Below are 12153 nucleotides of genomic sequence, written 5' to 3'. Positions count from 1 at the left end.
CGTAAGGGCGGAACCTATTTCAGCCGTTACCCAAAGAACGGATATGTACTCAATACATCAAGGCCCACACACCAACACCTGCCGCTCATAATTCAACGCCTTGTTCTGCACCCCCAACGCATACGAAGCACTGCAACTGCGCTCCCCCCACTTGATCACCAACGTCCCCTGATCCTCCCCCACCAACGCCAACGCATTCCCATTCGGATCAGCAATCGCCAACTGCTTGCCCGTCGAGTCCTCCAACGAAGCCCCAAACCCCAGCGGCTTATGCTGCGCATCCAACAACTCGAACAACACCCGTCGCCCCGTGGTGCCGCTGTAGCGTGCAACCACGATGGCACCACGACGCGGCACCACTTGCTGGGTGGCGTTGGTGATTTCCACATCGCCGCCCAAGTCTCGGGTGTCCAGGCTGACCCAGTTGACCCGGTAAGGCTGCGCGTTCGGAATCACCGCATAGCCGTTGTAACCCGTCTCCACACCGCTGTAGCTGCTGATCTTCGCCCCGGAAATACCCGGCACCTCAGCCAGTGCAAAGGTCTCGCTGACCGTCTGCCCCAGGTTAACCCCGCCGCCATGGGCCACCACCGAACCTGCAAGGTTGAGGTTCTGCGAGTTATAGCCCTGGCCCTGGCTGTAGCCCAGGCTCACATCCGCCACCGAGGTGCGGCTGTTGATGTTCACCGAGCCGGAATCGCCACTGGTGTCGCTGTGCCCGGCCTGTACCGAGTAGAACGTGTCGCTGGCGTCGGCGACGTAGCCGTTGATGCCCGCCTGGGTGGTGGTGTCGCCGTGCTGGCTGCTGGTGGTGACAAACGCTCGGGGTGCTCGGGCCTGGCTGCCCAGTGGGAACGAGATGGACAGGTTCACCTGGGTGTCACTGCTCGGCTCACCCCACGTGACAATCTGCTTGGTCCGGGTTACGCCGAGGTTGTAGCTCAGGTTTCCCCAGTTGCTGGTGTAGCCGGCGGAAAAACTCTGCGAGCCGCCACGATTCCAGTAGCGCTGGTCGCTGGCGTTCACATACAGGCTGCCGAATTCGCGGTTGCGGCCCAGGCTCTGGTTGATGGTCAGGTCGGTGCGGGTTTTCGAATGGCCGCTGCGCACGCGGATGCTGTCGCTGATGTCTTCGACATGGTCGCTGAAGCTGCGATAACCCTCGGTGGAGTAACGGTAGGCGGCCAGGGTGAAGTTGGTGTCAGTGCCGGCAAACGTCTTGGCGTACAACGCGCGCACGCTGCTGCCCTGGGTGGTTTGCCCCTGGGCCTTGCTTGAAGAATGGGTGACATCCAGCGACACCGCGCCCAACGCGGTGTTACGTCCGGCACCGAGGGACAGGGCGTTGTAGTCCTCGCTGGCCTGCAAGCCGACGATGCCACTGAGGTTGCTGGTCAAGCCATACGCCAGGGTGCCGCTCAGGAAACGCGGAGTGGCCAGGCCCTCGGTGTTGCTATTGAACCGGCCCGCCGAGAGGCTGTACTTGACTTGCCCCTCACGCACCATGATCGGCAAGCTGGAAAACGCCTGCATCGTCACACGACGGGTGCCATCGGCTTCGATCACGGTGATCTGCAAGTCGCCGTTGGAGCCGCTGGGGTAGATATCGTTGATCTCGAACGGCCCCGGTGCGACGTTGGCGGTGTAGAGGACGTAGTCGTTCTGGCGGATCTCCACCGTCGCGTTGGTCTGCGCCACACCACGGATCACCGGGGCGTAGCCGCGTTCGCTGTCGGCGCGCATGCCTTCGTCGGAGGCCAGTTTGACCCCGCGGTAACGCACGCTGTCGAACAGGTCGGTGTCGGAAAAAATCTCACCGGCACTGAACTGGCCCTTGATCGCCGTCACGTCGTGCTGCACGTAGGTACGGTTGCTGGTGTAGGTGTTCTTGCGCCCGGTGCCGCCGCTCAGGTTCGATTCGTTGCGCAAGCGCCAGGCGCCCAGGTTGATGCCGTTGCGCAGGCCCAGGTTATTGGCGATGCGCGTGGCGTAGTCACCGGCTGTGCGGCTGCTGTTGAGCTGATAGTTGATGAACGCGGCCGGCACGCCGTCGTCCCACAGCTGCGGGTCGACATACCCGCGCAGCCCGCGCTGCATGGCCACTTGCGGAATGCTTGCGAGCAGGCGCAGGCGGCTGCTGTCGTAGCGCACCGTGGCGTCTTCGATCAGTGCTGGCAGCGGGTAGCAGTCCTGCGGCTGCTGCGGGTCGATTTTGCCTTGGGCTTGCAAGCGGGCCATGTCGATCCCCAGTTGCTTGAGCAGGTCGAGGGTCAGGCAGGCTTGCACCTGGTCGTTTTGCGGGTTGCGCTTGAAGTCGATATCACGGCGGCCCACCAGCACTTCGTTGCTGTACAGGTCGACACGGTAAGTGCCCGGCAACACGCTGTTGGCCGACAGCAACTGTTGCAGGTCGACGGGTGACTGCGAGCCCTGCAGGAAGGTGGTGTTGAAGGTCTGCGCAGCCTCGTCGGCCAGGGCCCAGGCGGGCAGGCAGGCGGCAATCGCCAGCCACAGCGTCTTCAATTTCAGTGCGTCACATGCGGACCTGTTGCTGGAAAGAAAAGACATGCGAAGACCTGTGGCATCCCGGGTGGGCGAGCAAGCGTGAGGCGAAGTGCTCAGGGTTTGAGGCGTGACTCGGTGGCGTGGGCAACACCACCCGCCAGGGCGGCGGTGTAATGGTTCTGCGCGCCGTAGTCATTGATGCTGGAGAACGACAACTGCACCGTGCCAGCGGCCACCGGAGCGTTCAGCGGGAACTGTTTTTCCTCGCCTGGGGCGACCATGGTGGAGTCACTGGCCAGTTGCGCCTGCACCTTTATGTCGGCCATGGACACGTGGTACAGCGTCGGGTTTTTCACGTTCAGTAGGGTTTGCGCGCCGCGTTTGGTCAGCGCCCACTCCAGCTGGGCAGGGGCTTGCAACGCACTGCCAGGCAAGCCGGCAGGGCGGAAAAAAATCTTGATGCGTTGGCGGATGGCCAACTGCAAGGTGTTTTCGGCGGCGCTGGCCTTGGGGATTTCCTGCACGTTGAGCCAGACCACCGACTCGCGGTCGGTGGGCATGCCGGCGCCTTCATACAAGATGCGCAGCAGTTGCTGTTCCTTGGCAAACACCCGTGCCAACGGCGGGGTAACGGCGAACGGCGCGCGGCTGCCGCTGGCATCGTTGCGGTCAACCCAGGACTGGATCAACACATCCTGGTTACCGTTGCGTACGGTGATGTTGGCTTCTTTGTGGTCGCCATCGAACACGATACGGGTGGCATTCAATGAAATGCTGGCGGCGGCCTGGGCAGCCATGAGCATGCCCAGCAGCCCGAGGCCCACGGCGATAGAACGAGGCAGCATGAGGGTTATCCGGTGTCATCAGAAAAAGAATGGCGAGGCCGCAGGGCCTCGCGCGTTCGGTGCTCGGGCGCCGGGGTTATTCGTATTGCAGGATGAACGGCAGGGTGGCGTCACCGCGACCGGCCGTCGATGCGCCGGCGGCACCGGTGGTGACGTAGGCGGCGGCAAAGCTCAGGGTGGCGTCGCCGCCTTCGGTGCCCTGGCCATGCATGGTGCTTTCGATACGTGCGGTGGCCGGCGAGCTGAGGTCGATCAACGTGCCCTTGCTGTCGAGCAGGGCGATGCCGACGTTTTGCGCGGTGGCCGAACCTGGGTTCAGCGCCAGTACGTTCTTGCCAGTCACCAGGCCCGAACCACCGTTGTTGGCGTCAAAAATCATCGCGACTTTGGTGCCCTGGTTGCAGTTGACGTTCAGGTTGAAGTCTTTGGCGGTAACACGGCCGGCAGTTGGGTTCTCGGCAGTGCCCATGTCCTTGATCGAGACGTTGCCCATGTCTACCGAAATGGTGCGGTCGGAGTTGGCGCCGTCCACCGAGCAAGCGTCGTTGTTGATCACGCCGGTGAAGGTGATTTTGCCGCTGCCGCCGAGGGTTGGCTTCGGTACGACCGGCTCTTCGGCAAAGGCACTGCCGGAGGCGCAAAGAATGGCCGAAGCGATAACAGCCAGGGAGAACTTCTTCATGATGATGTCCATAAGTGTGAGTTGGAAAGTGCGGTTTCTGAACTGCCGGGAAATAGTAAGAGGCGAGGGCGGGCGGGCAAATAAGACGATTCTTATAAGCGCCGAAGAGGCAGGGTTAGTTGCACTTATGGAGAGGTTAAGACCAGTAGATAAAGGGGGAAGCCATTGTCCTTGAATGGCTTTCAAGTGATTGCTTAGTTGAAAATATTGCGCGCCAGGCAATACGCCAGAAGGTCTTGATCGCTGCTGACTTCAAGTTTGCGCATGGCCGATATTTTTTGTGCGCTGATGGTCTTGGAACTTCGGTTCTGGCTGCGCGCAATATCACTGACACTCATGCCCGAGATAAACAAACGCAGGATTTCGAACTCCTTGGGTGACAACGTCGAGAAGCGTTCATCGATGGCGGTGAGGGTCTCGATCACCGACGTCTTGGGCGGTTCCAGGCTGCGATAGGCACTTTGCTGGGCGATGGCCTTGAGTGCCAGCTGGATCTCGGTGTGCAGCTGGCTTTTCTGGATGATGCCGACCACCCCCAGTTCCTGCAGACGGGTGAGGATCAGGTGGTTGGAGATCATCGTCAGGATCAGGATCTGCACCTGTGGGAAATGCCGTTTCAGGTACTCCACCAGCTTCAGGCCATCGCCGTAGGGCGAGTCGCCCGGCATGTTGTAGTCGGTGATCACGATGTCAGCGCCCTGGCGCTGCAGCAACTCGATCAGGCCGGCCGAACAGACGGCCTCGCCCACGACCTGGAAGCGCGTGTCGCGCTCGACCAGTTCGCGCACCCCGAGCAGCACGATCGGGTGATCGTCCGCGATAACCACGTTGAATGTTTTCATAAGGGGCCGTCCGTAGTGCCAGTTCAAGTGAGGGGAGTGGGCCCGGGCTGGAGCGTATCCAGGACGGCCGAGAGGCGTTGCATGACCGTCTTCACCTTGAGCGTCAGCGCTGTGTCGAGGCTGCCACGGTTAAGTGCGCTTTCCAGTTCGATACAGGCCTGGGCCAGGCTGTTGGCCTGCACCGCGCCCAGGGCACCGGCGACTGAATGCAGGCGTTGGCCGAGGCGGTGGGCATCGCGCTGTTCCAGCGCTTCGCCAATATGCAGCAGGTCCTGTTGCACACTGCTGATAAACAGCGGGCGCATCTTGTCCGAGAGGTGCACGCTGTCGTCAAAGGTTTCGGTGGGCGGTGCTACCTTGCACAGCTTGATCAACTGCGCGCGCAGGGTCTGCAGGCTCAGGGGCTTGACCAGCCAGGCATTCATGCCGACGGCCAGGCAGCGCACGCCTTCTTCGCGCATGGCGTTGGCCGTGACGCCGATGATCGGCAAGCGGGGCGCGTGTTCGCGCAGGGTCCTGGCCAGTTCGTAGCCGTTCATCAAGGGCATGTTCACGTCGGTCAGCACCAGGTCGAAGGCCTGCGGTTGCCACAGGTGCAAGGCCTGTTCGCCGTTCGAGGCCAGGCTCACCGAGCAGCCGAGCGCTTCCAGTTGCTCCTTGATGATGGCCTGGTTGATCGGGTTGTCTTCGGCCACAAGGATGCGCAGCCCCAAACGTCCGGCGCTCTGTGGCTGGGCCGCCGGTGGTGGTTCGTGCTTGCCGTGCTGCGCCAGGGATACGGTGGCGGCAATGGCTCGCACATCGTGCATGTCGACCACCCAGCCCTGCTCGGTCGGCAAGGGTGGGCTGTGGGCGCCCGGCAGGCAGATGACGCGTTGGCCGATCCAGGGTCGCGCAGGTTGATCGGGCAGCACATCCACCAGCACGGCGCGATGGGCCCCCGGTTCCTGGGTCGGCGCAGCCACGGCGGCTGCAATGCCCAGGCGGTTGAGCCAGTCGCACATCGATTGCGCCAATTCACGCACCGGCGCCTGCACATACACCGGCGTCGTGCTGGGTTCCACCAGGGGCAGATTCGTCAGTGCAGCGGCACACACCGGCAAGCGGATTTTCAAGGTAAAGCTGCTGCCCAGTCCGGGCTCGCTGACGACCTTGATCTGGCCGTCCATCATCTGCGCCAGCCACCGGCAGATGGGCAGCCCCAAGCCCGCACCGCCTTCACCTGCGGTGTCCGGAGCCTGGTAAAAGAGATCGAACAGTTTGGCCTGCTGTGCCTGCGCGATGCCCACGCCGGAGTCGGTCACCTGCCATTCCAGCTCCACCTGCTCAGCGTCGTGCGCGCGCACCCTGGCACGGATCACCACGCGGCCGATGTCGGTGAACTTGATCGCATTGCTCACCAGGTTGTTCAGGATCTGGCGGATACGCAGCGGGTCGCCCATGACGCTGTCCGGCAGCTGCGGGTCGATGCAACTGTAGAGTTGCAGGCCCTTGCGGTGGGCGAAGGCGGCGTAGGTGTGCAGGGTGTCTTCGAGCATGTCCAGCGGGCAGAATTCCACGGCCTCGATCGCCATTTGCCCGGACTCGATTTTCGACACATCCAACACATCGCTGATCAGCTGGAACAGCGTGGCGGACGAGCGCTGGATGGTCTGCAGGTAGGTTTTCTGATGCGGGTCCAGGTCGGTCAGGCCCAACAACTCCAAGGTGCCAAGCACGCCGTACAGAGGCGTGCGGATTTCGTGGCTCATGGTCGCCAGGAACAGGGTCTTGGCTTCGTTGGCTGCGTCGGCAACGCGGCGTGCATCTTCCAGCGCCGAAGCATCCTCGATGTGCCGGGTGATGTCATTGAACGCATACAGGCGCACGTCCTGCGCCTGATAACGTGTGGACACGAAACCGATCTGCAGGTGACGGCCTTCGATCTCCAGGTGCGTCTCGCCGCTCTCGGCGCTGTCGTGGGCGCCGGCCATGGCCGCGACCAGGCGTGCGGTGCCCGGCCATTGCTGGGCGCGCTGGTTCTCGATCAACACTTCGCCGTCGCTGCGGCGCACCACGCATAACCCGGTGGGGGCGGTGTCGATGATCACGCGGCTGAACGCCACGCTCTCGGCAATGTGCTCGTGGGCCAGGCGTGCCGGTGCAATCACTTGGCGCCGATACCAGCGGCTGCCGGCCCATCCCAGCGCCAGCAGGCTGCCCAGGAACAAGACCAGGCTGCTCAGCGGCCACACGGCGTAGTGGAAATAACGTGCGTAACTCAAGCCATAGATCGCACTCCAGGGCTGGTCACCGGCCTGGGAAATCTTGAATACGAAACCGTTCGAGGTGAAGTGCACGCCGTCGCTGAGCGGCGCGCCAACGACTTCCGGTCCGATCAGCCGATGACCGTCAGGGGCGATCAACGTGATGCGATCAAACGCAGAGCGCTCCAGCGCGCGCTGTACGTCGTCGGCCTGGGCCAGGTCCAGCAGCGTGCCGACCACAGCCGAGTCCGGGCCGTCGAGCGCAATACCCATATAGGCCAGCAAATGCTCAGGCGCGGGCCCGGCCTGCCAGTACACTCGCTCGGGTTCCAGGCCCGGCGGCGTCTGCGCCAGGGCGTCCTGCACCGCGTTGACCCGCTCCAGCGGCGTGTCCACGGCAGGGATATCAATGGCGTAGTTCGCCTGGCGGTTGAACACGAACGTCTGTGGCGCCCCGTACGGCGAGGAGGACCAAAATGCACTGTAGTAACTAGTGAGATGAGCGCCCAACGCGAATATCCGCGGCCGGGCGCTGACACCCACGCGCTGCTCATCGAACGCCACGCTGAATGGCACCGAGAATGAGTACTTCTGGCCCTCGTACAAGGTGCGACGAGTGTCGACCATACGGCTTTTGAGGCTGACCTGGACGTTGGTGGCGCGCAACAATTCGGCCTGGATGCCGGGGTGCGCCAAGTTCTTGAGGAACGCTTCCTGCTGCGCCAGGTTTTCCATCAGTCGGGCGAAGTGAAACCGCATGGCGCCATAGCGGATATCGACGCCGCGTTGCAGCGACCAGTAGTTGGTGAGGGCCAGCAGCAACGCGACCCCGAACATCAGCATCAGGCCTTTGTTCAGGCGCAAGGAGCTTCGGGTGAAGGCTTCGAGGATCGCGTTGTTGTGCTTCATCAAGGACGTCCGCAGGCGGAGAAAAAATCGGCACTGGATGGAGCTTAGCCCCTCTCTGCAACAAAAGATCCGTGCCTGGCGCCTAATGAGATGTCGCGGGGCCATCATTGTTCAGAAGTTGTTGAAATTGTTCGGAAGATACCGCGTGGGAGATCAAGAAGCCCTGCACCTGGTTGCAGTCGATCTTGCGCAGCAGTGCCAGTTGTTGTGGGGTTTCCACCCCTTCGGCGACCACGGTCAGGCCCAGCTTGCGGCCCAGGCTGATGATGCTCGCCAGGGCCGATGCCATGCCTTCGTTGTCGTGGCAGCCCTGGACCAGCGCCTGGTCGATCTTGAGTTCGGTAAACGGCGTGGACACCAGGTTGAGGTACGAGCTGTAGCCTTTGCCGAAATCATCCTGGGACAAGCCAAACCCCTTGATCCGCAGGCGGCAGGCACCGGCGTAGAAGTTGCTGATGTCCTGGGGCACCGAGCACTCCATCAGCTCGAAACAGATCATGCCGGGGATGCCGTCGTGCAGCAGCACGAACTCCAGCAAACGGTCGGCCAGGTCATGGCTGTTGAGCAAATGGGTCGGCAGGTTGATCGACACCGGTATGTCATAGCCGCGTAGGCACCATTGTTTTTGCGCGTAGATTGCCTGCTTGAGTACCAGCCACAACAGGCGCTCTTCCAGTTCGAAGGCTTTGATCGCCTCCAGGAAAGCGCCGGGCAACATCACGCCTTGCTCGGGGTGCATCCAGCGCACTAGCGCTTCGGCGGCGACGATGCGACCGTTGGCCAGGGACTTCTTGGGTTGGAACCAGGCTTGCAACTGGCCGTTGCCCATGGCCTGGATCAGCGTGTAACGGTCGATGTCGGGGTGTTTGGTCGGCAGAGGAGAGGGCGTGCGCATCTTGTGCCTGAGTTGCTCGACCAGGCTACGCAGGGCGTCGGCAGCCACCGGTTTGGAGATCAGCCCGATCACTTCCACGTCCAGGTTCTTGGCCACCAGGCTGGCGGCCATCAACATGCGCCGCGACGCCACGCTCATGATCGCCAGTGCTGGCTTGCAGCGCAGGCTGGCCAGGCTTTGAATGAATTGCACACCGTCCATGCCGGGCATCAGCAGGTCGGTGAGCACCAGGTCGAAGTCCCGTTGGCGCAGGCGCTCCAGCGCTTCTTTGCCATCCTGGGCGGCTTCGAGCATGAAATCCCCCAACTCACTGAGCAGGTGCTGCAAGTAGATGTGCTGCAGAGGATGGTCCTCGACGATCAAAATACTAAGGGGCTTCATGAATGATCCGTGCATAAGGCGCCAGGGAATTGAAGAGCGCCCGCAACGCGAAAGGCTTGACCAGGCAATGGTTCATGCCGGCGGCCAGGCACAGGTCGGCCTCGCCGCGCATCGCGTTGGCGGTGGCCCCGATAATCGGCAACGGGCAGCCCTGGCGCCGCAGTTCCCGCGCCAGTTCGTAGCCGTTGATGTGGGGCATGTTCACATCGGTCAGCACCACGTCGAAGGTGCCGGCGGTGTAGAGCTGCAACGCTTCATGACCATCGGCGGCCAGCTCCACGGTGCAGCCGAGTTCTTCCAGTTGGTCGCGCAATATCAGCTGGTTGATGATGTTGTCTTCGGCCACCAGCAGGTGCAGGTTGAGCTTTTTCAGGTCGCGCTGGCGTGTCTGTTCGTCGGCGCGTGCCACCCACAACCCCTGTGCCTGGCTGACCGCTTGATGGATCGCACTCAGGTGGTTGAGGTTGACGTGCCATGCACCGGCCTCATCCGGCGGGGGGCTGCTGGCGTTGCTGCTGGCATGGATGACCGGGCCCGCCCAGTCGGCGACCAGCAATGGGTCAACGTTGCCGGGGTGCAGTTGCAACAGCAGGTGCCCGTCAGTCTGCGCCGGCAGGGCGGTCTGCGCGCGTGCGCCCCAGCGGCGTAGCCAGCCGCTGATCGCATTCGCCAGTTCCGGGATAGGCGAGGCGATGTAAATGGTTTCGGCCAGCAGGGCTGGCAGGGGTGGGGTGGGGGCTTCTTCCAGGGGCAAGGTCAGGCTGAAGCTGCTGCCCAGGCCCAATTCGCTGACCATACGGATATTGCCGTTCATCAACTCGGTGAGGCGCTGGCAGATCGGCAGGCCCAGGCCGGTGCCAGCGACCACGTTGGTATTGCCTTCGCTCTGGTAGAACGGCTCGAAAATCAGCGCCTGGTCTTCCTGGGCGATGCCTTTGCCGGTGTCTGAGACCTGCCACAGCAGGCTGGAACGCTCGCCGTCGCGCCCCAGGACTTTGACCCGCAGTACCACGCGCCCGTAGTCGGTGAACTTCACGGCGTTATTGAGCAGGTTGTTCAGTATCTGGCGGATGCGGGTCACGTCGCCGATCAAGCGTTCCGGCAGCTTGGGGTCGAAGCAGGCATAGAGTTGCAGGCCTTTGCCCTGGGCGGCTGCCGCGTAGCCCTGGATGATTTCGTGTACCAGGTCCAGCGGCGAGAATTCGCTCAACTCCAGGGCCAGTTGCCCGGCTTCGATCTTCGACACATCCAGCACATCGCAGATCAGTTGCAACAAGGTCGAGGAGGAGCCTTCGATTGCGTGCAGGTAGTCTTTTTGCTGGGTGTCCAGTTGGGTGCGCGCCAGCAGTTCGAGGGTGCCGAGCACGCCATACAACGGCGTGCGGATCTCGTGGCTCATGGTCGCCAGAAACAGGGTTTTCGCGGCGTTGGCGGCATCGGCCGATTGCCGGGCTTCTTCCAGCGCCGCTTCGACCTGCTTGCGTGCGCTGATGTCGCTGAAGGCGCAAAACAACACGTCTTCGCCTTTGTAGCGGGTGGGTGCGCTGCTGAGGTAGAGGTGACGACCGTCGATGGTTTCAAAGTAGTCGCTGCGTTCGGACGGCCCGTTCGCGAAGGCTTGCTCGATCCAGCCGTCGCGCAAGGCTTCGCGCTCCGGACCGGCCCCCAGCCATTGCTGCGCCAAGGTGTTTTCCAGCACCACCTGGCCGTCGGTACGGCGCAAGACACACAGCGCGACAGGCGCGGTCTGGATCACATCGCGGCCGAACGCTTCGCTTTCGATCAAGGCCTGGATGCGATGGATCGAGGGGATGATGAAGCGTTGGTCAACCCGACGCATCACCAGCCAAATCAGCGTCACGCTGAACAAGCAGAACATCAGCGAGCCGAGCAACTGCTTCCACAGGCCACTGACCACCGCGCGCAGGTCGATGGAGTACATCAATTGCCAGTCCGAGGATTTCAGGTGCTTGCGGATCACCAGGTGATCGGGCAACCAGCCGTTGCCGACAAACCCGAAAAAGCTGTCCTCTCCCGGCCTCAGGCGTTGCTGGCTGAGCTGTGCGTTGTCGCTGTTGGTGAACACCAGCATGCCTTGGGAACTGAGCATCATGAACTCGCCGGCACTTTTGTCGCTGAGGGCGGAGGACACTTCGCGGCTTTCCATCTCCATGCCGAGCCAGCCGGATTCAGGGTCGCGTTCATCCAGGCGAATAAAAATGTACAGGTGCGAGTGGCCCTCGGTCCTGTCACTCAGCCATAACTCATTGAGTGTGGTGGGATCGCCGTGTTGCACGGCCTTGAGGCGGTTGAGCAGGCACTTGGAGATTGGCAGTACCTGGGTGGTGGCATCGTACAGCCGCGTCACCTGCGGTGTGGGCCCCGCGTTCACGTACAACAAGTTGAGTTGTTTGGCCTTGAGGTACTCACGCATCCGCGTGGTCAGCCAGATGCTCCACTGGTTGTCCGGCGAATCGCCGAGTTGCAGGTGCTGTTCTTCGGGGGAGAAGGTGTAGACCGGTGTTTTCGAGGGCCGCCGTACCGCCGACAGGCTAAGGCTTTCGAGCAAGGCCTCGCGGTTGGTGAAAAAGGTGTGGGCCTCGGCGATGGCACTGCTCATGTAGCCGCGGCGCTGGGAAATATCATTGTTGAAGGTGGACAGCAGAAAAGTGTAGACCCCGCTCAATATGCCGATCAGCAGCACAGTCGCAAAAATACGCAGCAGCCTTCTGGCAGCTTCGGGTCGGGAGAGGACGGGGTTGATCTGGAGCAGATAACTTTTCAATCGCATCGGCAGACTTTAAGTGCCGGCCAACAGCGATGGCATAAGACGATCCTTAAAAGTCAG

At 62.0% G+C, this 12153-nt stretch carries 7 protein-coding genes; all 7 read right to left on the bottom strand.

Features of this window, described 5'->3' with window-relative positions; genetic code table 11:
• Window positions 1-57: 57 nt before the first annotated feature.
• Window positions 58-2568, bottom strand: coding sequence for a fimbria/pilus outer membrane usher protein (locus HX812_RS27605; RefSeq protein WP_038849136.1), 2511 nt, complete (start codon window positions 2566-2568; stop codon window positions 58-60).
• Window positions 2569-2618: 50 nt separating this feature from the next.
• Complete coding sequence (locus tag HX812_RS27600) at window positions 2619-3350, bottom strand: molecular chaperone (RefSeq protein ID WP_038849134.1); 732 nt, start codon at window positions 3348-3350, stop codon at window positions 2619-2621.
• A gap of 76 nt (window positions 3351-3426) precedes the next feature.
• Window positions 3427-4032 carry a fimbrial protein gene (locus tag HX812_RS27595; RefSeq protein ID WP_038849147.1) on the bottom strand — a complete coding sequence of 202 codons (606 nt, stop codon included), beginning with the start codon at window positions 4030-4032 and terminating at the stop codon, window positions 3427-3429.
• A 194-nt stretch (window positions 4033-4226) separates the two neighbouring features.
• Complete coding sequence (locus HX812_RS27590) at window positions 4227-4874, bottom strand: response regulator (protein ID WP_025854954.1); 648 nt, start codon at window positions 4872-4874, stop codon at window positions 4227-4229.
• A 23-nt stretch (window positions 4875-4897) separates the two neighbouring features.
• The gene (locus HX812_RS27585) at window positions 4898-8029 is read right to left on the bottom strand and encodes a hybrid sensor histidine kinase/response regulator (protein WP_038849129.1); all 3132 of its coding nucleotides are present in this window, start codon (window positions 8027-8029) and stop codon (window positions 4898-4900) included.
• A gap of 82 nt (window positions 8030-8111) precedes the next feature.
• Window positions 8112-9305 (bottom strand): EAL domain-containing protein, encoded by a 1194-nt coding sequence (locus HX812_RS27580; protein WP_038849128.1) that lies wholly within the window; start codon window positions 9303-9305, stop codon window positions 8112-8114.
• Window positions 9292-12096, bottom strand: a complete 2805-nt coding sequence (locus tag HX812_RS27575) for an ATP-binding protein (RefSeq protein ID WP_038849126.1) — start codon at window positions 12094-12096, stop codon at window positions 9292-9294. The genes HX812_RS27580 and HX812_RS27575 overlap by 14 nt, the downstream gene beginning before the upstream one ends.
• Window positions 12097-12153: the final 57 nt, after the last annotated feature.

The organism is Pseudomonas sp. IPO3749, from assembly GCF_013386605.1.
Lineage (GTDB): Bacteria > Pseudomonadota > Gammaproteobacteria > Pseudomonadales > Pseudomonadaceae > Aquipseudomonas > Aquipseudomonas azotoformans_A.
The sequence above is the reverse complement of the archived record's forward strand: the minus strand, read 5'-3'. Positions and strand labels throughout refer to the sequence as shown.

Coding starts and splice junctions, on each gene's coding strand:
- HX812_RS27605 (WP_038849136.1), bottom strand. CDS start 2,568: ATGTCTTTTCTTTCCAGCAACAGGTCCGCATGTGACGCACTGAAATTG.
- HX812_RS27600 (WP_038849134.1), bottom strand. CDS start 3,350: ATGCTGCCTCGTTCTATCGCCGTGGGCCTCGGGCTGCTGGGCATGCTC.
- HX812_RS27595 (WP_038849147.1), bottom strand. CDS start 4,032: ATGAAGAAGTTCTCCCTGGCTGTTATCGCTTCGGCCATTCTTTGCGCC.
- HX812_RS27590 (WP_025854954.1), bottom strand. CDS start 4,874: ATGAAAACATTCAACGTGGTTATCGCGGACGATCACCCGATCGTGCTG.
- HX812_RS27585 (WP_038849129.1), bottom strand. CDS start 8,029: ATGAAGCACAACAACGCGATCCTCGAAGCCTTCACCCGAAGCTCCTTG.
- HX812_RS27580 (WP_038849128.1), bottom strand. CDS start 9,305: ATGAAGCCCCTTAGTATTTTGATCGTCGAGGACCATCCTCTGCAGCAC.
- HX812_RS27575 (WP_038849126.1), bottom strand. CDS start 12,096: ATGCGATTGAAAAGTTATCTGCTCCAGATCAACCCCGTCCTCTCCCGA.